Source organism: Agrococcus sp. ProA11, from assembly GCF_039880525.1.
Classification (GTDB): domain Bacteria; phylum Actinomycetota; class Actinomycetes; order Actinomycetales; family Microbacteriaceae; genus Agrococcus; species Agrococcus chionoecetis.
In genome coordinates, this window is record NZ_CP156989.1 from 1,647,582 (window position 1) to 1,668,181 (window position 20,600).

Below are 20,600 nucleotides of genomic sequence, written 5' to 3' on the forward strand. Positions count from 1 at the left end.
GGCATGTGTCGTCCATCACCCTGTCTGCCGATCGGTGTCTAGGGCTGATCCGCTGTCCACTCCAGCGGCACGTTCGATGCTGGCGTCGTGCTCGGAGGGATGTCGTACTGGCGGATCAGAAGGTTCACCATATCGTGGAAGGCGGGGATCGCCCCCGCGCTGGTGCGCTCGGTCTGCGGGCTGTCGTACAGCGTGACGATCACGAATTCGGGATCGTCGACCGGGAAGACGCCCGCCACCGAGATCATCATGCGGCTGGGGTCGTAGCCGCTGCCGTTCTCGTACGCCATCTGCGCGGTGCCCGTCTTCGCCGCGATCCGGTAGCCCTCGATCGGGAAGGTGTCGTAGCCGTAGTCGGTGACCACGTGCTCCAGCACCTCGAGCGTCTGCGTCGCGGTCTGCTGGCTGACGACGCGCTCGCCCTGGGCCTGCTCCGGCTGGGTGACCTCGCCATCGGCGCTCGTGCATCCCGCGATCAGCTGCACCGGCAGCCGCACGCCGCCGTTCGCCATCGCCTGGTAGGCCGACGCCAGCTGCATCGGCGTCGCCGCGATGCCCTGCCCGAACAGCGATGTGAGGCTGGTCTGCGGGTCGAGCCCGGTCGGGTCGTGCACGACGCCCGCCTGCTCGCCCGCGAAGCCGACCTCGGTGCGCTCGCCGAAGCCGAACCGGTCGAGGTAGTCGTAGTAGTCGACGCGGTCCATGGTCTCCGCCAGCCGCGACATGCCCGAGTTGGAGGAGTTGACGAGGATGCCCGCGGCCGTCCACTGCTCGACCGGGTGCGAGTGCGCGTCGCGCACGCGCGCGCCACCGGCCTCGTACACCCATGGCACGCTCAGCTCCTGCGTGCGCTCGATCAGCCCGAGATCCAGCATCGCCGCCCAGGCGAAGGTCTTGAAGATGGAGCCGGGCTCGTAGGCAGCGGTGAACGCCCGCGAGCCGCGGTCACGGCTCGCTGCGGCCGTCGGGTCGTTCGGGTCCACGGTGGGCGACTCGGCGACGGCGACCACGCTGCCGTCGGTGCGCATGATGACGGTCGTGCCGCTGCGCGCGCGCAGCTGCGAGGTGTACTGCGCCGTGAGCTGCTGCACCTGGTACTGCACGTCGGCGTCGATCGTGAGCTCCACCGTGCCGCCGTCGACCGCGGGGTCGGTGAGCACCGATCCGGGGATCGGGGTGCCGTCGGCCGAGCGGTCGAAGGTGCGCGAGCCCGACTCCGCGGCGAGGCAGGCGTCCTGGCTGCGCTCGACGCCCGCGAGCGGGTCGTCGGTGCCCATGAAGCCGACCAGGTTGCCGGCGACGGCGCCCGACGGGTAGACGCGCTGCGGGTTGAGGCGCAGGTAGACCCACGGGATGCCGAGGTCGCGCACCGCCTCGTACTGCCGCACATCCAGCCCCGTCGTGAGCATCATGTAGTCCGAGTCGGGGTTGCGATCGAGCTCCGCATAGATCTGCGCCTGCAGGTCGTGGGGGTCGTCGCCGGTGATGCCGGCGATGCGGATGAGCGCGTCGCCGACGGTGAGCGTCTCATCCACGCCGTCGACGCCGGGCTGGAGATCGCGCGTGTAGCGCGGCGACACCGTGAGGTCCCAGCGGTCGACGCTCTCGGCGAGCACGCTGCCGGACGCGTCCACGATCTGTCCGCGCGTGCCGAACAGGGTCTGCGAGACCCCGCGGCGCCCATCCGCCTCGTCGTTGAGCGCCTCGGCGCGGACGAGCTGGATGTCTGCCAGGCGCACCATGAACGTCGCCAGCAGCGCGAAGGTCAGGATCGCGACCATCGCCGTGCGCACCGCGGTGCGGGATCGCTTCCGCTTGCTCACCACCGTCACCCCTGCCATCTCTCGCGCCGCGAGTCGTCGTCGATCATGACCGCGACCGCGGTCCAGGGCACGGTATCCACCGGCGAGCCATCATCGGCGCCGCCACGCCCTCACTCCGCCGCGGCGGTCGGCAGCAGCGTGCCGGGCGCCGCCTGCTCGACGGTCTCGGCCGGGGCCGGCGCGGGCGCTGCCGGGGTCGCGACCTCGCCCGCCGGCAGCAGCATGCCGGGGTGCGGACGCACGGCGGCGGCCGCGACCTCCTGCACGACGGCCGCGGCCTGCGGCTGCGTCTCGAGGAGCGCGTTCGGCACGTACATGCCGAACTGATCCAGGGCCGGTGCCTGCATGTGCAGCGCATCCGGGCCGCCGGCGGTGGCGACGCCGGAGAGGGTCAGGAACTGGGAGGGCTGGCCGGCGAGCATCCCCAACTCGTCCGCCGCGACCGCCACGTGCTGCGGCGATGACAGCACCGCGACATCCTCGGCGAGCGACTGCTCGGTGCGCGCGAGCGCGCTCGACTCCCCCTGCAGCGCCGAGAGCGTGTAGGCACCCTCGCTGATCACCACGGTGAGCCCGAGCTGCACGATGACGATGCCGGTGAGCCCCGCCAGCGCGAGCACGCCGTGCACGAGCCGCGGCGCGCGCCGCACGCTCGGCGCCGCGACCGCCCTGAGGTGGCGCTCGCGCGTCGGCTGGTGCTGCGGCTGGGGCGCGGCCTGGATGCTGGCGATGGCGACGGTGCTCATGGCTGCTTCCTTCGGTTCTGGCTGGAGGGGTGCGATGCTGCGGGTCGGATGCGCTCGGCGGCGCGCAGCCGCACGGGCGTGGAGCGCGGGTTGGCGGCGCGCTCCGCCTCATCGGCGAGCTCGGCGCCGCGCACGAGCAGGGTCAGGTGCGGGGCGTGCTCGGGCAGCTCGACCGGCAGGTCGCGGGGCGAGGTCGAGCTGGCCGCGGCCTGCAGCGCGCGCTTGACGATGCGATCCTCGAGCGACTGGTAGGCGAGCACGACCAGGCGCCCGCCGACCGCGAGCGCGTCGATCGCCGCGGGCATCGTGCGCTCGAGGATCGCGAGCTCCTGGTTGACCTCGATGCGCAGCGCCTGGAAGACGCGCTTCGCCGGGTGCCCCTGGTTGGCGAGCGCGCGCGGCGTCGCGGCCTGCAGGATGTCGACCAGCTGCGCCGAGGTCTCGATGGGCGCCTCGGCGCGCGCGGCGACGATCGCCCGGGCGTAGCGGTCGGCGAGCTTCTCGTCGCCGTAGACCTTGAACAGCCGGGAGAGCTCGCGATCGCTGCGCTCGGCGAGGATCGAGGCGGCGGTCACGTCGCCCGCCTGGCCCATGCGCATGTCGAGCGGCGCATCCTTGGCGTAGGCGAAGCCTCGGTCGGCGGCGTCGAGCTGCAGGCTGGAGACGCCGAGGTCGAGCAGGATCCCGTCCGCGGCGTCGACGCTGGCGGCAGCGACGGCGAGGTCGATGCGGTCGTAGGTGGTCTCGACCGGGCGGAACCGGTCGCCGAAGCGAGCGAGCCGCGCGCCGGCGAGCCGGATGGCGTCCGGGTCGCGGTCGATGCCGGCGACCACCAGGGTCGGGTGCGCGGCGAGCATCGCCTCGGTGTGGCCGCCCATGCCGAGGGTGCCGTCGACGACGACGGGGGTACGACCGGCGGCGACCGCCGTGTCGATGGCGGGTGCTAGCAGCTTGAGCGTGCGCTCGAGCATGACCGGGGTGTGGAGTGCGGATGCGTCCATGTCGTTCCCGTCCCGTCTCGGCTCCTGATCCCCATCCGCGCGACGCGACACCGGGGAAGGTGTGTCGCGGCGCCCAGCTGAGGGTCACGAGCCGAGTCAGAAGATGCCGGGGATCACCTCCTCCGTCGTGCTCGCGAAGTCGGCTTCCTTTGCCGCGTAGTAGTCGTTCCAGGCCTGCGTGTCCCAGATCTCGGCGCGGCTGCCGGCACCGATCACCGTGAGGTCGCGGCCGAGGCCGGCGTAGTCGCGCAGGTTCGCCGGGATCGTCACGCGGTGCTGGCTGTCGGGCTGCTCGCTGGAGGCGCCGGAGAGGAAGAGTCGCAGGAAGTCGCGCGCACCGGCCGAGGTGAGCGGTGCCTGGCGGATCTGGTCGTGGACGCGCTCGAACTCGCGCATCGAGAAGACGTAGACGCAGCGCTCCTGACCGCGCGTGAGCACGAGTCCGCCCTCGAGCTCCTGCCGGAAGCGGGCGGGGAGAATGACGCGGCCCTTGTCGTCGAGCTTGGGCGTATGGGTGCCGAGGAACACATCGCCCCCTCTCGTCCGGCCTCAAGAGATCCACCGACGTCTGCCGATTTCCTCCACCGTACTCCACTTCCCGCCACTCGGACAGAGAACTGCGTCATATTTGCGGCGTGTTCCCTGTATTCGTCGGGAGAAACTCGGTGGAGGAACTCTGCCGAGTTGCGGGCGCGCGAATGCCCTGCGGGCGTGGCCTCGCTTGCGTCGCCCTCCGGGAGTCGGGCGCGGACTGTGCTGCGGCAACGAGAAAGGGCCGACTCTGCTCGAGTCGACCCTTCGTGTGGAGCGAAGTGGAGTGGCGGCTACCGCTGCTGGTTGCGGTCGTCCCACTCCTGCGAGAGACGGTCCATCAGGCTCTGCGACTGCTTCGGCGCTGCCGGCCCCTTCGCCGCCTGCCCGCCAGCGGCTGCTTCCTCGCCGGTGGCCGGCCGCGAGGCCGAGAGCGCCCAGAGCGCGCCCACCACGGCGACCGCGAATCCGGCGACGCCGATGAGGGCGAGCTTCATGCTGACGCCGACGACGATGAGCACCAGGCCGACGACGACGCCGAGCAGCCCGACGGCCACCTTTGTGTAGTCGACGGTGCGCGGACCCGACGAGGTGTTGACGATGTCTGCCTCGTGCTTGTAGAGATTGCGCTCCATCTCGTCGAGCAATCGCTGCTCGTGCTCTGAGAGGCCCATCTCGCACCCCCTTCGGTCAACCGGTGCGGTTGTTCAGTCTACGTGGTTCGGCTGTCAATCGCATGTGGCTCAATAGCATGGTGCCTGTGTCAGCACAGCAGCGCTTCGCCCTGGCCGTCGAGGCCGCCATCCACGCCTACCTGGACGAGCGCGAGCGCGCGCTGCGCGAGATCTCGGCCGATGCCGCGCCGCTGCTGGCCCTGGTGCGCGAGATGGTCTCGGGCGGCAAGCGGGTGCGGAGCGCCTTCGTGCTCTGGGGCTGGCGCGCCGTCCGCGGCGCAGCGCCCGACGCATCCCACACCGCCGGCACGGAGCAGGATCCCGAGTGGGCCGACGTGATCGGCATCGCGACCGCGATGGAGCTCTTCCACGCGGCGGCGCTCGTGCACGACGACATCATCGACCAGTCCGACACCCGCAGGGGCAAGCCGGCGATGCATCGCGCGCTCGAGGCGATGCACCGTGACGGCGAATGGGTCGGCACGGCCGGCGCCTGGGGCGAGCATGCCGCGGTGCTGGTCGGCGATCTGCTGCTCAACTGGGCGGACGACCGGATGCTGCTCGCCTGCCGCGGCGCGATGCACGGCGACGCGGTGCACGACGCCTACCGCCGCATGCGCGAGGAGGTCACCTTCGGGCAGTACCTCGACGTGCTCGAGGAGGCCGCGTGGATCCGCCAGGAGTCGACCGCGCTGCTGGACCGTGCGCACACCGTCGCGGTCTACAAGTCGGCGAAGTACTCGGTCGAGGCGCCGCTCACCCTCGGCGCGCTGCTCGCGGGCGCCGCGCCCGCGCAGCTCGACGCGCTCGCCGGCTACGGGCTGCCGGTCGGCGTCGCCTTCCAGATGCGCGACGACCTGCTGGGGGTCTTCGGCGACCCGGAGGTGACGGGCAAGCCCGCCGGCGACGATCTCCGCGAGGGCAAGCGCACGGTGCTGATCGAGATCGCGCGGCAGCGGCTCTCCTCCGGCGTGCGCACCATGCTCGACGAGCTGCTCGGCGACCGGGAGCTCGACGAGCGCCAGATCGCGCTGCTGCAGGATGCCATCCAGCGCTCCGAGGCGCCGGAGCGCATCGAGGCGCTCATCGACCGCGCGGTCGGCGAAGCGCTCGAGTCGCTGCACGAGGTGGAGCTGTCGCGCGCGGCCGTGCTCGAGCTCGAGCGACTGGCCGACACGGTCGCGAAGCGCGACCGCTAGCCCGGCGCTGCAGCCGCAACCCGAGCGAGGCTAGCCCTGCAGCTGCGCGGCGCGACGGACCTCGGCCTTGCGGCCCTGGCGCATCGCGGCGAGCGGCGTCGTACCGAGCGCGTCGTCCTCGCCGATCAGCCAGTCGATCGCCTCTTCCTCGGTGAACCCCAGATCGAGCAGCACGAGCAGCGTGCCCCGCACCTCACTCATGGGCTCGCCGTCGCGCAGCACCGCGGCCGGCACCTGGACCGGCCCGTTCCTGCGCGTCGCCGGAAGCCGATGCTCCTCGATCAGGCGGTGGATGCGGCCAACGGGCTGGCCGAGGATCTCGACCAGGTCGGGCACGGTGAGCCACTCGGGCTCGGGGTTGGCGGTGTCCTGGGTCAGTGGGTCGTGCGTCACCCCTCCATCATGCCTTGACTCGGCAGCCGGTCGGCGTGGAGCACCGCAGATCGGCCCCGCAGCGCCTAGTCTCGCTGCGTGCCCGTCGACTCCCGCGATCCCGTCATCGGACGGACGATCGACCGTCGCTACGAGGTGGGCGATCGGATCGCGCGCGGCGGCATGGCGAGCGTGTACATCGGGCTCGACCTGCGACTCGACCGCAAGGTGGCGGTCAAGGTCATGCACCCGCATCTGGGCGACGACCCGGAGTTCCGCGAGCGCTTCATCCAGGAGGCGAAGGCCGCGGCACGGCTGGCGCACCCGAACGTCGTCAACACCTACGACCAGGGCGAGGACGGCGACCTGGCCTGGCTGGTGATGGAGCTCGTGCCCTCGATCACGCTGCGCGACCTGCTCGCCGAGCGCGGCCGCATCACCGCCGAGCAGTCGCTCGACGTGCTGGAGGCGGTGCTCGCGGGTCTCGCGGCGGCGCACCGCGCCGGGATCGTGCACCGCGACCTGAAGCCCGAGAACATCCTGCTCGCCCACGACGGCCGCATCAAGATCGGCGACTTCGGGCTGGCTCGCGCGGCGAGCGCGAACACCGCGACCGGGAAGGCACTGCTGGGCACGATCGCGTACCTCTCCCCCGAGCTCGTGACGCGCGGCATCGCCGACACCCGCAGCGACATCTACGCGGTCGGCATCATGCTGTTCGAGATGCTCACCGGCACGCAGCCGTTCACGGGCGACGAGCCGATGCAGATCGCCTACCAGCACGCGAACGACGAGGTGCCGCTGCCGTCGAGCGTCGCCGGCGGCATCCCGGAGGCGCTCGACTCCCTCGTGCACTGGGCGACCCAGCGCGATGCGAACCTGCGGCCGGCGGATGCGGGCGAGATGCTCGCAGAGCTGCACGCGATCCGCGAGCGGGGCATGCACGTGCCGACGACGGCGCTGCCGTTCCTCTCGGAGGACGACCGCTCGACGACCGTGATCGAGCGGCCGAGGAAGCCGCGCCGCACGATGGCCGCCGCGCCCGCGGTCGTGCAGGACGCCGGCGACGGCGTCGCGACGACCGCGCTGACGCGCCGAGTGACCGTGCGTCGCAGGCGCGGCATGCTGTGGCTGGGCCTCGTGCTGCTGGGCGCGCTGCTCGCCGCCGGGGTCGGCTGGTGGTTCAACCTCGGGCCCGGCGGCGACGTGACGGTGCCGCCGGTCGCGGGCGAGACCGAGCAGGCGGCGCTCGCGCTGCTGGAGGACTACGAGGTCGAGGTCGTCACCGACCACGACTACGACACCCCCGTCGGGCGCGCGCTGCGCACCGACCCCGCCGCCGGCGCCGTGCTCGGCAGAGGCGATCCCGTGCAGCTCGTGCTCTCCTCGGGCCGTCGCCAGCTGCCGCTGCCGGCCGTGGCCGGCACACCCGTCGATGAGGCTCGCACCGCCATCGCCGACGCGGGCTTCACGGTCGCTGACGAGCTCGACGAGGTCTTCCACGACTCGGCCGCCGGCACGGTCATCGCCGCCTACGCCGACGGCACCGACATCAGCCAGCTGGAGACCCTCGAGGAGCGCTCGCCGATCGCGATGCGGGTGTCGCTCGGATCGATCCCGGTGGCCGCGGGGCAGCCCGCCGACGACGCGCGGGCCGCCCTCGAGGCCGCGGGGCTCGAGGCCGACTTCAGCGCCGAGGAGCACTCCACCGAGGTGCCGACGGGCCACCTCATCCGCGTGAGCATCCCGGAGGGGCTGATCCGCACGGGCGAGACCGTCTCCGGCGTCGTCTCGCTCGGGCCGCGCATGGTCACGGTGCCGGATGTCGTGGGCAAGCCCATCCCCGAGGCGCTCGAGGAGCTCCGTGCCGCAGGACTCGTGCCGGAGCTCGAGACGAACATCCCGGAACCGCTGTGGAGCTTCCCCGGCTCGAACATCCGCTCGCAGGGCACCGAGCCCGGCACCTCGGTCGAGGAGAACGCGACCGTGGCGCTCGACGCGACCTACTGATCGCGCGGCCGCACCGTCACGGACGGGATGCGGCGCGCAGCTCCTCGGCGACCAGGAACGCGAGCTCCAGCGACTGCATGTGGTTCAGGCGCGGGTCGCACAGCGACTCGTAGCGGCTCTCCAGGGCGATCTCGTCGATCTCGGAGGAGCCGCCCAGGCACTCGGTCACGTCGTCGCCCGTGAGCTCGACGTGGATGCCGCCCGGGAACGTGCCGACCTGCTTGTGCGCCTCGAAGAAGCCGCGCACCTCGTCGACCACGTCGTCGAAGCGACGCGACTTGTAGCCGTTCTTGGTGGTGATGCCGTTGCCGTGCATGGGGTCGGTGACCCACAGCGGGGTCGACTCGAGCGACTTCGAGGCCTCGAGCAGGCCCGGCAGCACGTCGCGGATCCTGCCGGCGCCCATGCGGGTGATGAACGTCAGCCGGCCCGGCTCGCGCTCGGGATCGAGCTTGTCGACCAGCGCCTCCATGTCGGCGGGCGTCGTCGTCGGTCCGAGCTTGATGCCGATGGGGTTGCGCACCCGCGAGAAGAAGTCGACGTGCGCGCCATCGAGCTCGCGCGTGCGCTCACCGATCCACTGGAAGTGGCTGGAGGTGTTGTAGGCCAGGCCCGTGCGCGAGTCGATGCGCGTCAGGGGGCGCTCGTAGTCGAGCAGCAGGCCCTCGTGCCCGGTGAAGAACTCGACGCCCTTGAGCTCGTCGAAGTTGGCGCCGGCGGCCTCCATGAAGCGCACCGCCCGGTCGATCTCACCGGCGAGCGCCTCGTAGCGGGCGAAGGAGGGGTTCTCGGCGAAGCCCTTGTTCCACGAGTGCACCTGGCGCAGGTCGGCGAAGCCACCCTGCGTGAACGCGCGAACCAGGTTCAGCGTCGATGCGGCCATGTGGTAGCCGCGCAGGATGCGCTGCGGGTCGGCCGCGCGCGACTCCGGCGTGAAGTCGAAGCCGTTGACGATGTCGCCGCGGTACGCCGGCAGCGTGAGGTCGCCGCGCGTCTCGCTGTCGCTCGAGCGGGGCTTGGCGAACTGCCCGGCCATGCGGCCCATCTTGATGACGGGCATGGCGGCGCCGTAGGTCAGCACGACCGCCATCTGCAGGATGGTCTTGACACGGTTGCGGATGTTGTCGGCCGTGGCGCCCGCGAAGGTCTCGGCGCAGTCGCCGCCCTGCAGCAGGAAGGCCTCGCCGCGAGCGGCTGCCGCGAGCCGGTCGCGCAGCATGTCGACCTCGCCGGCGAACACCAGCGGCGGCGCGCTGCGCAGCTCTCGGCGCACCCGCTCGATGGCGTCCTCGTCCTGCCACGTCGGCTGCTGCTTGACCGGCAGCGCGCGATACGCATCCAGGCCCCGCTCGATCGCGGAGGGCTCGCCGAAGCCGCTCTCCAGGAGTTCGGGGATCGTGATCGCGTCAGTCATGCATGCCTCAATGCTCTCGCGGCGCGCTCTGCACCACGCTCCAGTCTACCGGCGCGCACGTGCGTCAGCGTCGGTCGGCCAGCGCCTTGCGCTCCGCCTCGACGCGAGCCTTCACGCTCGAGGCATAGGCATCGACGTACTCCTGGTCGGAGAGCCGGTTGATGGTGACCATGATCTCGTCCGTGATGGAGCGGAGCACGAAGCGGTCGCCCTCGAGGTTGTAGTAGCGCGAGAAGTCGATCGGCTCGCCGAAGATCATCCCGATCCGTCCGACGCGCGGGAGCCGACGACCGATGGGCATGATCTTCTCGGTGTCGACCATGACGCACGGGATGACCGGGACTCGCGCGTCGAGCACCATGCGCGCCACGCCCGTGCGGCCGCGGTAGAGCTTGCCGTCGGGGCTGCGGGTGCCCTCGGGGTAGATCCCGATCAGCTGCCCGCCCTGCAGGTGCTCGAGCGCCGCGTTCAGGCTCTGCGAGCTCTTCTCGCCACCGGAGCGATCCATCGGCAGCTGCCCGACCGCCAGGAAGAACCAGCGCAGGAGCCGGCCCTTGACGCCCTTGCCGTTGAAGTAGTCGGACTTGGCGAGGAAGTACACCCGCCGATGGAGCACGAGCGGCATGAGGAACGAGTCGATGACGGAGAGGTGGTTGCCGGCGATGATCGCGCCGCCCTGCTCGGGCACGTTGTCCAGGCCGACGACCCACGGCCGGAACACGCGGGTCATGTAGGGGCCGACGACCCAATGCCGCAGCAGCCAGTAGATCATCGCCACCTCCTTTGGCAGTCGAGCCTAGGGCAGGCCGCTCACCCGCACCGACATGCCGGGCACGGACGAGCACGCCCGTGAGAGATCCTCGGCCGTCCGACCGTAGACTGATGCCAACGCACGACCGCCGAAGGAGTCCAAGTGCCTCAGTTCACCGCCCCCGAGGGTGTCATCCCTCCTGTCGTCGCACCCGACCCGGACGCGAACATCACCGACCTGCTCGAGGACACCGTGCGGGCCACGCCCGACACCCCGCTCTTCGCGGTGCCGGACGGCGAGGGCTGGCGCGACATCTCCGCAGCGGAGTTCCGCCGCCAGGTCATCGCGCTCGCCAAGGGCTTCGTCGCCGCGGGCGTGCAGCCCGGTGACGGCGTGGGCTTCATGTGCAAGGTGCGCTACGAGTTCTCGCTCGTGGACTTCGCGCTCTTCTACGCCGGCGCGCACATGGTGCCGGTCTACGAGACCTCGGCGCCGTCGCAGATCCAGTGGATCCTCTCCGACAGCGGCGCCAACCGCGTCATCCTGGAGGACGCCGACCTGCTCGCGCGCTTCGACGAGGCGCACGGCGACCTGCCGAACGTGACCGACGTGTGGCGCATCGACCGCGGCGACCTCGACCGGCTCGTCGAGCAGGGGGCCGAGGTCTCCGACGAGGAGATCGAGCGTCGCCGCAGCAAGGATGTCGGCAGCGACCTCGCCACCCTCATCTACACGTCCGGCTCCACCGGCCGCCCCAAGGGCACGATCCTCACCCACTCCAACTTCGTCGAGCTCTGCCGCAACGCGAAGCACGAGATGGCCGAGGTCGTCTCTCCCGGCGCGTCGACCCTGCTGTTCGTCACCCAGGCGCACGTGTTCGCGCGCTTCATCTCGGTGCTCGGCATCGCCTCCGGCGTGCGCGTCGGCCACCAGTGCGACACCACGAAGCTGCTGCCGTCGATGGCGTCCTTCAAGCCCACGTTCTTCCTCGCGGTGCCGCGCGTGTTCGAGAAGGTCTACAACGCCAGCGAGCAGAAGGCCGAGGCGGGCGGCAAGGGCAAGATCTTCCGCGCCGCGGCGCAGGCCGCCGTGGAGCACTCCAAGGCGCTGGATGCCGGCTCGGTGCCGCTGGGCCTCAAGCTGCGCTTCGCGGTGCTCGACGCGCTGGTGCTGAAGAAACTGCGCGTCGCGCTTGGCGGCAACGTCAAGTACGCCGTCTCCGGCTCCGCACCGCTCGGCTCGTTCCTGGCGCACTTCTACCGCTCGCTCGGCATCCAGATCCTGGAGGGCTACGGGCTCACCGAGACCACCGCACCGCTGACGGTCAACGTGCCCTCGAAGTTCAAGATCGGCACGGTCGGGCCCGCGCTGCCCGGCAACGGCGTGAAGATCGCGGAGGATGGCGAGATCCTGGGCAAGGGCTTCGCGGTGTTCCCCGGCTACTGGCAGAACGACGCGGCCACGAAGGAATCGTTCACCGAGGACGGCTGGTTCCACACCGGCGACATCGGTCAGCTCGACGAGGACGGCTACCTCACCATCACGGGCCGCAAGAAGGAGCTCATCGTCACCGCCGGCGGCAAGAACGTCGCCCCGAACACGCTCGAGGACCCGATCCGCTCGAACACGATCATCGGTCAGCCGGTCATCGTCGGCGATCAGCGCAAGTTCATCGCCGCCCTCATCACGCTCGACGCCGACATGCTCGCCACCTGGTTGCAGAACCACGGCCACGACGCCTCGATGTCGTTGGAGGAGGCCGCGGCGTTCCCGCCGGTGATCGACGAGGTGCGATCCGCCATCCAGCGCGCCAACAAGCAGGTCTCGCGCGCGGAGTCGGTGCGCAGGTTCGCGATCCTGCCGGTGGAGTTCGTCGAGGCGAACGGCCACCTGACGCCGAAGATGTCGATCAAGCGGCACAACATCCTGCAGGACTTCTCCTCGCAGATCGAGGACATCTACGCGTCGAACTCGACCGCGCACGACGTCGGCGAGTGATGCGCTGAGCACGAAGGGGCCCCTGCCGACGCAGGGGCCCCTTCGTCGTGTTCAGTACCAGTCGGCCTTGCGGACCTCCGCCATGGCGACCCGACGCATGTCCTTGTCGAGAGCCTGCAGGTAGAGACGGCCGTCGAGGTGACCCATCTCGTGCTGCAGCATCTGCGCCATGAGCCCCTCGCCCTCCAGCACCACTTCGTCGCCCGCGGTGTCGACGCCGATCACACGGCAGAACGGGTGGCGCGGCGTGGGGAAGCCGAGCTCCGGCACCGACAGGCAGCCCTCGTCGACCAGCTCGGGCTCTCCCCGCACCTCGTCGATGCGCGGGTTCAGGATGTAGCCGAGCTCCCCGTCGACGAGGTAGGCGAATGCCGCCTTCGCCACGCCGATCTGACAGCCGGCGACGCCGGCGCGACCCGGCACCTGCACGGTGTCGAGCAGGTCCTGCACGAGCGCTGCGGTGCTGGCGGACGTGGGGTCGACCCGGCTGGCGCGCTCGCGCAGCACCGGGTCGCCGAAGATCCGGATCTCGCGGACGCTCACGCCGGCTGCACCACCACGATGAGATCGCCAGCCTCGACGGGCGTCGTGCCGGAGAGCGCGAGTCGCTGCACCGTGCCAGCCACGGGCGTCGTGATCGCGGCCTCCATCTTCATGGCCTCGATCGTCGCCACCGCGTCGCCTGCCTCGAGCGTGTCGCCCTCGGAGACCTTGACGGTGACCGCACCGGCGAACGGCGCGGCGACCTGACCCGGCACCTGCGCATCCGCCTTCTCGGCCTTCGGCTTGTCGACCGTGACGCTGCGGTCGCGCACGTAGACCGGACGCAGCTGGCCGTTGAGCACCGTCATGACGGTCACCATGCCGTCGTCGTCGGGCTCGCCCACCGCCTCCAGCTCCACGTTGAGGGTGACGCCGCGGCCGATGCCGACCTGGTGCTCCTCCCCCGCCTGCATGCCGTAGAGGTAGTCGATCGTGTCGACGACGCCGAGGTCGCCGTACTGCTCGCGGCTCTCGTCGAACGCCTGCGTGGGGCCGGGGAACAGCAGCTCGTTGAGCGCGTGCTGCCGGTCGGCGCCGGGCGTCTGCAGGCGCTCGGCCTGCGCGGGCTCGAGCGGGGTGACGGAGATGTCGACGGTGCGGCCCTCGAGCACCTTCGAGCGGAACGGCTCCGGCCAGCCGCCGGGCAGATCGCCGAGCTCGCCGGCCATGAATCCGATCACGGAGTCAGGGATGTCGAACTTGCGCGGGTCGCGCTCGAACTCCTCCGGGTCGACATTCTGCGCCACGAGCTGCAGCGCCAGATCGCCGACGACCTTCGAGGAGGGCGTGACCTTGGTGGGACGACCGAGGATGCGCGACGCCGCCGCGTACCAGTCCTCGATCTTCTCGAAGTCGTCGGCCATCCCGAGCGCGATCGCCTGCTGGCGCAGGTTGGAGAGCTGGCCGCCGGGGATCTCGTGGTGGTAGACGCGGCCGGTGGGTCCTGGCAGGCCCGACTCGAACGGCTTGTACAGCCGTCGCACGGCCTCCCAGTAGGGCTCGAGGTCGCTCACGGCACCCAGCGACATGCCCGTGTCGCGCTCGGTGTGCGCCACGGCCGCGACGAGCGCGGAGAACGAGGGCTGGCTGGTGGTGCCCGCCATGGGCGCGCTCGCGACGTCCACCGCGTCGACTCCCGCGGCCGACGCGGCCAGCAGCGTGGCGAGCTGGCCGCCGGCGGTGTCGTGCGTGTGCAGGTGCACGGGCAGGTCGAAGCGCTCGCGCAGCGCGGCGACCAGGGTCGAGGCCCCTCCCGCCCGCAGCAGGCCGGCCATGTCCTTGATCGCCAGCACGTGCGCGCCGGCGTCGACGATGCGCTCGGCGAGGCGCAGGTAGTAGTCGAGCGTGTAGAGGTCCTCGGCCGGGTCGAGCAGGTCGCCGGAGTAGCACAGCGCCACCTCCGCGACCGAGGTGCCGGTCTCGAGCACCGCATCGATCGCGGGGCGCATCTGATCCACGTCGTTGAGCGCGTCGAAGATGCGGAAGACGTCGATGCCGGTCGCGGCCGCCTCCTGCACGAACGCCGTCGTCACCTCGGTCGGGTAGGGCGTGTAGCCGACCGTGTTGCGGCCGCGCAGCAGCATCTGCAGCGGAATGTTGGGCATCGCCTCGCGCAGGCGCGCCAGGCGCTCCCACGGATCCTCGCTCAGGAAGCGGAGCGCGACGTCGTACGTGGCGCCGCCCCACGCCTCCATCGAGAGCAGCCGCGGCGTCATGCGCGCGACGTACGGCGCGACGGCGACCAGGTCGGCGGTGCGCACGCGGGTCGCGAGCAGCGACTGGTGGGCGTCGCGGAACGTCGTCTCGGTCACCGCGAGCGAGGTGCGCTCTCGCAGCGCGCTCGCCCAGCCCGCCGGGCCGAGCTCCAGCAGCCGCTGGCGCTCGCCGTCCGGCTCGGGCGAGTCGAGATCGATCGCCGGCAGCTTGATCGCCGGGTTGATCGCACCGTCGGCCGAGCCGTGCGGCTTGTTGACCGTCACGTCGGCCAGCCAGGACAGCACCTTGGATGCGCGATCCTTCGGCGGGTTGATGCGCGTCAGCTCCGGGTGCTCATCGATGAAGTTCGTCGAGACGTCGCCGTCGCGGAACTCCTGGTTGTCGAGCAGGTTGAGCAGGAACGGGATGTTCGAGGCCACGCCGCGGATGCGGAACTCGCTCACGGCGCGGTGCGCGCGCCGGATCGCGGTGTCGAGGTCGCGCCCGCGGCAGGTGACCTTCGCGAGCATCGAGTCGAAGTGCGGGCTGACCTCGGTGCCGGGATTGATCGTGCCGCCGTCGAGGCGGACGCCCGCGCCGCCGGGCGAGCGGTAGGCCGTGATGCGCCCGGTGTCGGGACGGAAGCCGTCGGCGGGGTTCTCGGTCGTCACGCGGCACTGCAGCGCGGCGCCGTGCATCTCGATGCTCTCCTGCAGCAGGCCAAGCTCTGCCAGCGTCTCCCCCGCGGCGATGCGGATCTGGCTGCCGACCAGGTCGACGTCGGTGATCTCCTCCGTGACGGTGTGCTCCACCTGGATGCGCGGGTTCATCTCGATGAACACGTGCTCGCCGGCTCGCTCGCCGGCGGTGTCGAGCAGGAACTCGACGGTGCCGGCGTTGACGTAGCCGATCGACTTCGCGAACGCCACCGCATCCCGGTAGAGGTTCGCGCGCTGCTCGTCGCTCAGGTTCGGCGCCGGCGCGATCTCGACCACCTTCTGATGCCGTCGCTGCACCGAGCAGTCGCGCTCAAACAGGTGCACCGTCTCACCCGTCGCGTCGGCGAGGATCTGCACCTCGATGTGGCGGGGGCGCACGACCGCCTGCTCGATGAACATCGTGTCGTCGCCGAAGGCGCTGTCCGCCTCGCGCATCGCGGCCTCGAGCGCCTCCCGGAGATCCTCGCGCCGCTGCACCAGCCGCATCCCTCGCCCGCCGCCACCGGCGACCGCCTTGCAGAAGACCGGGAAGCCGATCTCGTCGGCACCGGAGATCAGCACGTCGAGGTCGTTGGTCGCCGGAGTGGAGCGCAGCACCGGGACGCCGGCGGCGATCGCGTGCTCCTTGGCGGTCACCTTGTTGCCGGCCATCGCGAGCACCGACGGGCCGGGCCCGATGAACGTGATGCCGGCGGCGGCGGCCGCGGTGGCCAGCTCCGGGTTCTCGCTCAGGAAGCCGTAGCCGGGGTAGATGGCATCCGCTCCCGCGTCCTGCGCGACCCGGATGATCTCGCTCACCGTCAGGTAGGCGCGCACCGGGCGACCCGGTTCACCGATCTGGTAGGCCTCGTCGGCCTTCTGGCAGTGCAGCGAGTTGCGGTCCTCGTGAGCGTAGACCGCGACGGTCTTCACGCCGAGTTCGTTGGCCGCCCGGAAGGCGCGGATCGCGATCTCGCCGCGGTTGGCGACGAGCAGCTTCGTGAACATCAGGGATACCTCCGAGGTGTGGCGCGCTTGGCCTCCAATGTAGTGCCGCTAGGCTTAGCCGCCGTGCACGTACTCTCCATCAGCTCTCTCAAGGGCGGCGTCGGCAAGACCACCGTGACGCTCGGTCTCGCCTCCGCCGCATTCGCGAAGGGCCTCCGCACGCTTGTGGTGGACCTCGACCCGCAGTCCGATGCCTCGACGGGCATGGACATCGAGATCGAGGGGCGGCTGAACATCGCCGATGTGCTCTCGAACCCGAAGGACAAGGTCGTCCAGCAGGCGATCTCGCCCTCGGGCTGGACGCACGGCCACGGCGGCACGATCGACGTGCTGATCGGCAGCCCCTCCGCGATCAACTTCGACGGTCCGCACCCGACCATCAAGGACATCTGGAAGCTCGAGACGGCGCTGACGACCGTCGAGAACGACTACGACATCGTGCTGGTCGACTGCGCCCCCTCGCTGAACGCGCTCACCCGCACCGCGTGGGCTGCCTCCGACCGCGTGCTCGTGGTGACGGAGCCTGGCCTGTTCTCGGTCGCCGCCGCCGACCGCGCACTGCGCGCGATCGAGGAGATCCGCCGCGGCCTCAGCCCGCGCCTGCAGCCGCTCGGCATCGTCGTGAACCGCGCGCGCCCGCAGTCGCTCGAGCACCAGTACCGCATCCAGGAGCTGAAGGACATGTTCGGGCCGCTCGTGCTCGACACGGTGCTGCCGGAGCGCACCTCCATGCAGCAGGCGCAGGGCGCTGCCCGGCCGTTGCACGTGTGGCCCGGCGAGGGCGCGCAGGAGATGGCGCTGCAGTTCGACGAGCTGCTGCAGACGGTGCTCACCTCCGCCGGGCGCATGGGTGACGAGGCTGCCTCCGGGCGCAGGATCCCCGCGCCGACGGCTGCCGTCGACGCGACCGCAGCCGCGGAACTCGACGAGGCCGCTGCTGCCGACGCAGCCGAGGCCGAGGGCGCCGAGCACGGCTCGGCCGACTCCTCCAAGCCGTAGCCGCAGCCACGCAGTAGCCGTAGCCGCAGCCGCAGCCGCAGCCAGGCCGATCAGGCCGTGCGGCTCCTGCGAGCGCGGCGCGCGGCGAGCTCGTCGACTGGCTGCTGCTCGACGGGCGTGACCTCGAGCTCGATCAGCTGCGTCTCCACCTCGCGGAGCACCTTGCCGACAGCGATGCCGAACACGCCCTGGCCGCGGCCGAGCAGGTCGATCACCTCGTCGCTGGAGGTGCAGAGGTAGACGCTCGCGCCGTCGGAGATCAGGGTCGTCTGCGTCAGGTCGCGCACACCGGCGTCATGCAGCTGCTGGATGGCGACGCGGATCTGCTGCAGCGAGATGCCGGTGTCGAGCAGGCGCTTGACGAGCTTGAGCACCAGGATGTCGCGGAACGAGTAGAGGCGCTGGCTGCCGGAGCCGTGCGCGGGCCGGATCGTCGGCTCGACGAGCCCGGTGCGGGCCCAGTAGTCGAGCTGCCGGTAGGTGATGCCCGCGGCGTCCGCGGCGATGGCACCCTTGTAGCCAACGGCGTCACGCTCCTGCGGAAGGCCGTCGGTGAACAGCAGACCGAGGTCCTGGCCGCTCTGGCCGCCCTGGTCTTCGATGCCGTCGCGCATGGCCGTCCCTTCGCTCTGCCGAACTCAACCTTCAAGTCGTGGTTGAGTGTTGGCCCACCGTATCGACTCGATGCCCCGAGATCGTGCATCCGACGGTCGGCGCGGCGTGTCGGGCCGAGTCTACGCCCTGCCTCCGACGAGAGACAGGGGCGCGCGGTGCGTCATGCCCCGAGCGCCTCGCGCGTGAGCAGGTCGCGCACCGACTGGATCTGGCTCGCGAGGTCGCGCGCCGCCTCCGCAGCCTTCGCCTGGCTGCCTGTCTCCCGGCGACCGCGCATGGGCTTGAGCGCCGACTCGATGAGCGCCGCCTCGCGCTGCGCCGACTGCCGCATGCCACGGAGGTGCCGGGGCTCGATGCCGAAGCGCTGCAGCTCCACGAGCGCCTTGAGCGACTGCACGGCGGCGTCGCCGAACGGCTCGGAGCCGGGGAGCAGCTGCGCGGAGATCGCGTCGGTGAGCAGCTGCTTGGTCGCCCCCGCCTCGGCCTGCAGCTCCGCACGCGAGAGCCTGCGGTCGACGGCCAGGATCGAGGGCGCCTCGACGCGCACGTTGGCGCCGGGCACCTGCGGGGTGCGACCAGCGTCGATGTCCTCGAGATGCCCGAGGATCACCTTCAGCGGCAGGTAGTGGTCGCGCTGCAGCGTGAGGATGTAGCGGAGCCGCTCGAGATCCGCGGCATCGAACTTGCGGTAGCCGCTGGCGGTGCGCTGCGGCGAGATGAGCCCCTGGTCCTCGAGGAATCGCAGCTTCGACGGCGACAGGTCCGGGAACTCGGGGCCGAGCTTCGCCAGCACCTGCCCGATCGAGAGCAGGCCCGCGGGCTTCCGCGCAGCCTGCGCGCTCACGCTCGCTGCTCGAGGTCGAGGCGCGAGCGGTAGAAGGTCAGACGGAACTTGCCGACCTGCACCTCCGCGCCGTCCCGCAGCTCGACCGCGTCGACGCGCTCGCCGTCGTGATAGGTGCCGTTGAGCGAACCGAGGTCGCGCAGTGCGAAGTCCGTGCCGGTGCGCACGAACTCCGCGTGCCGGCGGGAGACGGTGACGTCGTCGAGGAAGATGTCGGCGTCCGGGTGGCGTCCGGCGACCGTCGAGTCCTGGTCGAGGAGGAAGCGGGCCCCGACGTTGGGGCCGCGGCGCACGACGAGGATCGCTGAGCCCGAGGGCAGCGACGCGACGGCGTCCCGATCCTCAGCGGTGGTGCCTTCGATCATGGCTGCCAGCTGCGCGCGGTAGTCGTCACCCCACGACTGCGTGCTCTCGCCGTCCCTGCCCGGCTTCCGGGCGTCGTGCTCAGTCATGCGTTTCCTCCACGCGGACGGTGCCGGCGAGTGCCGGCGGACGATCAGCATAGCGATCGAGCCTGTGCTCCAGCGATGCCGGAACGGCAGGCGCTCATCGCCTGAGAGGCCACCCTAGCGAACGCTGGAGCGGCGCGTCGCCTCAGGCGAGCCCCGCGAAGCGACGCAGCAGCGCGGCGACCACGGCGGCCGCGATCACGGCGACGATGAACGGCGCTCGCACCGCGAACAGGCCGGCGGCGACGAGCACCGCAGGGATGCGCGCATCGAGCACGATCCCCCCTGTGCCACCCAGCGACTGCACCGCGACGAGGCCGGCCAAGAGCGACACCGTCAGCAGCTCGAGCGTGCGTCGCGGGCGCGGCTGCTCGAAGATGCGCTGCGGCACCGCGTAGCCGACGAGCTTGATCGCGAGCACCGCGATGGATGCGAGCAGGATGGCGTGCCAGAGGGTCATGCGTGCTTCCCTCCCGGATGGTCCCGCCCGCCCGGGTCGGGCAGCGCCGACTCGTGCCTGGGACCGAACCAGTTCGTCAGGCCGATGACGATGCCCACGGATGCAGCGACGATCACCGGCATGCCGGCGGGCAGCGCGGGCAGCAGGGCAGCCGCGAGCACCGCGCTGGCACCCGCGACCGCGATGGCTTGGCGGCTTCGCAGCCGCGGCCACAGCAGTCCCACGAATGCCGCGGCCGCTGCCGCGTCGAGCCCCCACCGCGTGGGGTCGCCGAGCGCGTCGCCGAGCAGCGCGCCCGCGAGCGTGGCGGCGTTCCAGCCGAGGTAGATGCCGATGCCGGTCACCCAGAACCCCACGCGCTGCGCCCGTTGCCCTGTCTGCGCGAGCGCCACCGCGGTGGACTCGTCGATCGTGACGTGCGCGGTCAGCGGCACCATGGCCGGCCGCGGCTGCAGCACGCCTCGCATGCTCATGCCGTAGAGGCCGTTCCGCAGGCCGAGCATGGCCGCGCTCGCAACGCCCGCGAGCGCGCCGCCGGAGGCGACGACGCCGATGAAGGCGAACTGCGAGCCGCCCGAGAACATCAGCAGGCTCAGCACCATCGTCTGCCACAGGTCCAGCCCGCTGACGATCGCGAGCGCGCCGAAGGAGAGGCCGTATGCGCTCGTCGCCACAGCGACCGAGAGGCCTTCCTTCCAGGCGCGGCCCGCCGCATCCGTCTGCACCGAACCAGCCTATGCGCGCGGCGTGCACGGGCTCGCTGCGCGGCT

The 20,600-nt window shown here is 71.1% G+C and carries 19 protein-coding genes; 4 read left to right on the forward strand and 15 right to left on the reverse strand.

Annotated features, from left to right (window positions below; all coding sequences use genetic code 11):
* Window positions 1-38: 38 nt before the first annotated feature.
* The 5 genes from ABG090_RS07955 to ABG090_RS07975 form a co-directional block, all read right to left on the reverse strand.
* Entirely contained in the window at window positions 39-1,823 is a 1,785-nt protein-coding gene (locus tag ABG090_RS07955) for a penicillin-binding protein 2 (protein ID WP_347753931.1), read from the reverse strand.
* 110 nt (window positions 1,824-1,933) lie between these two features.
* Window positions 1,934-2,569: a hypothetical protein gene (locus ABG090_RS07960; RefSeq protein ID WP_347753933.1), complete on the reverse strand. Its 636-nt coding sequence runs from the start codon at window positions 2,567-2,569 to the stop codon at window positions 1,934-1,936.
* Window positions 2,566-3,570 (reverse strand): 16S rRNA (cytosine(1402)-N(4))-methyltransferase RsmH, encoded by a 1,005-nt coding sequence (gene rsmH / locus ABG090_RS07965; protein ID WP_347753935.1) that lies wholly within the window; start codon window positions 3,568-3,570, stop codon window positions 2,566-2,568. The genes ABG090_RS07960 and rsmH overlap by 4 nt, the downstream gene beginning before the upstream one ends.
* Before the next feature lie 96 nt (window positions 3,571-3,666).
* Window positions 3,667-4,098 (reverse strand): division/cell wall cluster transcriptional repressor MraZ, encoded by a 432-nt coding sequence (gene mraZ / locus ABG090_RS07970; protein ID WP_347753936.1) that lies wholly within the window; start codon window positions 4,096-4,098, stop codon window positions 3,667-3,669.
* 296 nt (window positions 4,099-4,394) lie between these two features.
* Entirely contained in the window at window positions 4,395-4,775 is a 381-nt protein-coding gene (locus ABG090_RS07975) for a DUF3040 domain-containing protein (protein ID WP_347753937.1), read from the reverse strand.
* Between the two features lie 86 nt (window positions 4,776-4,861).
* Between ABG090_RS07975 and ABG090_RS07980 the strand changes: the two genes are divergently transcribed.
* On the forward strand, window positions 4,862-5,974 hold the full coding sequence (locus tag ABG090_RS07980) for a polyprenyl synthetase family protein (RefSeq protein WP_347753939.1): 1,113 nt from the start codon (window positions 4,862-4,864) through the stop codon (window positions 5,972-5,974).
* A gap of 30 nt (window positions 5,975-6,004) precedes the next feature.
* Here ABG090_RS07980 and ABG090_RS07985 read toward each other — a convergent pair whose 3' ends face one another.
* Complete coding sequence (locus ABG090_RS07985) at window positions 6,005-6,367, reverse strand: Rv2175c family DNA-binding protein (RefSeq protein WP_347753940.1); 363 nt, start codon at window positions 6,365-6,367, stop codon at window positions 6,005-6,007.
* Window positions 6,368-6,445: 78 nt separating this feature from the next.
* On the opposite strand from ABG090_RS07985, the gene pknB reads away from it, so the two are divergent.
* On the forward strand, window positions 6,446-8,356 hold the full coding sequence (pknB, locus tag ABG090_RS07990) for a Stk1 family PASTA domain-containing Ser/Thr kinase (protein ID WP_347753942.1): 1,911 nt from the start codon (window positions 6,446-6,448) through the stop codon (window positions 8,354-8,356).
* 16 nt (window positions 8,357-8,372) lie between these two features.
* Here the strand turns inward: pknB and ABG090_RS07995 are convergent, their stop codons facing one another.
* Together ABG090_RS07995 and ABG090_RS08000 are read right to left on the reverse strand one after the other, a co-directional pair.
* Entirely contained in the window at window positions 8,373-9,770 is a 1,398-nt protein-coding gene (locus ABG090_RS07995) for a 3-deoxy-7-phosphoheptulonate synthase class II (protein WP_347753944.1), read from the reverse strand.
* 64 nt (window positions 9,771-9,834) lie between these two features.
* Window positions 9,835-10,542 (reverse strand): lysophospholipid acyltransferase family protein, encoded by a 708-nt coding sequence (locus tag ABG090_RS08000; RefSeq protein ID WP_347753945.1) that lies wholly within the window; start codon window positions 10,540-10,542, stop codon window positions 9,835-9,837.
* Between the two features lie 141 nt (window positions 10,543-10,683).
* Between ABG090_RS08000 and ABG090_RS08005 the strand changes: the two genes are divergently transcribed.
* Entirely contained in the window at window positions 10,684-12,519 is a 1,836-nt protein-coding gene (locus tag ABG090_RS08005; RefSeq protein WP_347753946.1) for a long-chain fatty acid--CoA ligase, read from the forward strand.
* Between the two features lie 51 nt (window positions 12,520-12,570).
* On the opposite strand, the gene ABG090_RS08010 is transcribed toward ABG090_RS08005, so the two are convergent.
* Window positions 12,571-13,062: a peptide deformylase gene (locus ABG090_RS08010; protein ID WP_347753948.1), complete on the reverse strand. Its 492-nt coding sequence runs from the start codon at window positions 13,060-13,062 to the stop codon at window positions 12,571-12,573.
* Window positions 13,059-16,463: a pyruvate carboxylase gene (locus tag ABG090_RS08015; protein WP_347753950.1), complete on the reverse strand. Its 3,405-nt coding sequence runs from the start codon at window positions 16,461-16,463 to the stop codon at window positions 13,059-13,061. Before ABG090_RS08015 ends, ABG090_RS08010 begins: the two co-directional genes overlap by 4 nt.
* A gap of 63 nt (window positions 16,464-16,526) precedes the next feature.
* On the opposite strand from ABG090_RS08015, the gene ABG090_RS08020 reads away from it, so the two are divergent.
* On the forward strand, window positions 16,527-17,462 hold the full coding sequence (locus ABG090_RS08020) for a ParA family protein (protein WP_347753952.1): 936 nt from the start codon (window positions 16,527-16,529) through the stop codon (window positions 17,460-17,462).
* A gap of 50 nt (window positions 17,463-17,512) precedes the next feature.
* Here the strand turns inward: ABG090_RS08020 and ABG090_RS08025 are convergent, their stop codons facing one another.
* The 5 genes from ABG090_RS08025 to ABG090_RS08045 all read right to left on the reverse strand — a co-directional run bounded on the left by ABG090_RS08025 (window position 17,513) and on the right by ABG090_RS08045 (window position 20,555).
* Window positions 17,513-18,076 carry a MerR family transcriptional regulator gene (locus ABG090_RS08025; RefSeq protein ID WP_347753953.1) on the reverse strand — a complete coding sequence of 188 codons (564 nt, stop codon included), beginning with the start codon at window positions 18,074-18,076 and terminating at the stop codon, window positions 17,513-17,515.
* A gap of 161 nt (window positions 18,077-18,237) precedes the next feature.
* Entirely contained in the window at window positions 18,238-18,921 is a 684-nt protein-coding gene (locus ABG090_RS08030) for a MerR family transcriptional regulator (protein WP_347753955.1), read from the reverse strand.
* Window positions 18,918-19,373, reverse strand: a complete 456-nt coding sequence (locus tag ABG090_RS08035; RefSeq protein ID WP_347753957.1) for an FHA domain-containing protein — start codon at window positions 19,371-19,373, stop codon at window positions 18,918-18,920. Before ABG090_RS08035 ends, ABG090_RS08030 begins: the two co-directional genes overlap by 4 nt.
* A gap of 142 nt (window positions 19,374-19,515) precedes the next feature.
* The gene (locus tag ABG090_RS08040) at window positions 19,516-19,830 is read right to left on the reverse strand and encodes an AzlD domain-containing protein (RefSeq protein WP_347753958.1); all 315 of its coding nucleotides are present in this window, start codon (window positions 19,828-19,830) and stop codon (window positions 19,516-19,518) included.
* Window positions 19,827-20,555 carry an AzlC family ABC transporter permease gene (locus ABG090_RS08045; RefSeq protein WP_347753960.1) on the reverse strand — a complete coding sequence of 243 codons (729 nt, stop codon included), beginning with the start codon at window positions 20,553-20,555 and terminating at the stop codon, window positions 19,827-19,829. Before ABG090_RS08045 ends, ABG090_RS08040 begins: the two co-directional genes overlap by 4 nt.
* Window positions 20,556-20,600: the final 45 nt, after the last annotated feature.

What these genes read in the sequence shown, in the direction of transcription:
- ABG090_RS08015 (WP_347753950.1), bottom strand. Translation starts at nt 16,463, where the DNA reads ATGTTCACGAAGCTGCTCGTCGCCAACCGCGGCGAGATCGCGATCCGC.
- ABG090_RS08035 (WP_347753957.1), bottom strand. Translation starts at nt 19,373, where the DNA reads ATGACTGAGCACGACGCCCGGAAGCCGGGCAGGGACGGCGAGAGCACG.
- ABG090_RS08040 (WP_347753958.1), bottom strand. Translation starts at nt 19,830, where the DNA reads ATGACCCTCTGGCACGCCATCCTGCTCGCATCCATCGCGGTGCTCGCG.
- ABG090_RS07975 (WP_347753937.1), bottom strand. Translation starts at nt 4,775, where the DNA reads ATGGGCCTCTCAGAGCACGAGCAGCGATTGCTCGACGAGATGGAGCGC.
- ABG090_RS07995 (WP_347753944.1), bottom strand. Translation starts at nt 9,770, where the DNA reads ATGACTGACGCGATCACGATCCCCGAACTCCTGGAGAGCGGCTTCGGC.
- ABG090_RS08000 (WP_347753945.1), bottom strand. Translation starts at nt 10,542, where the DNA reads ATGATCTACTGGCTGCTGCGGCATTGGGTCGTCGGCCCCTACATGACC.
- ABG090_RS07960 (WP_347753933.1), bottom strand. Translation starts at nt 2,569, where the DNA reads ATGAGCACCGTCGCCATCGCCAGCATCCAGGCCGCGCCCCAGCCGCAG.
- ABG090_RS08025 (WP_347753953.1), bottom strand. Translation starts at nt 18,076, where the DNA reads ATGCGCGACGGCATCGAAGACCAGGGCGGCCAGAGCGGCCAGGACCTC.
- rsmH (WP_347753935.1), bottom strand. Translation starts at nt 3,570, where the DNA reads ATGGACGCATCCGCACTCCACACCCCGGTCATGCTCGAGCGCACGCTC.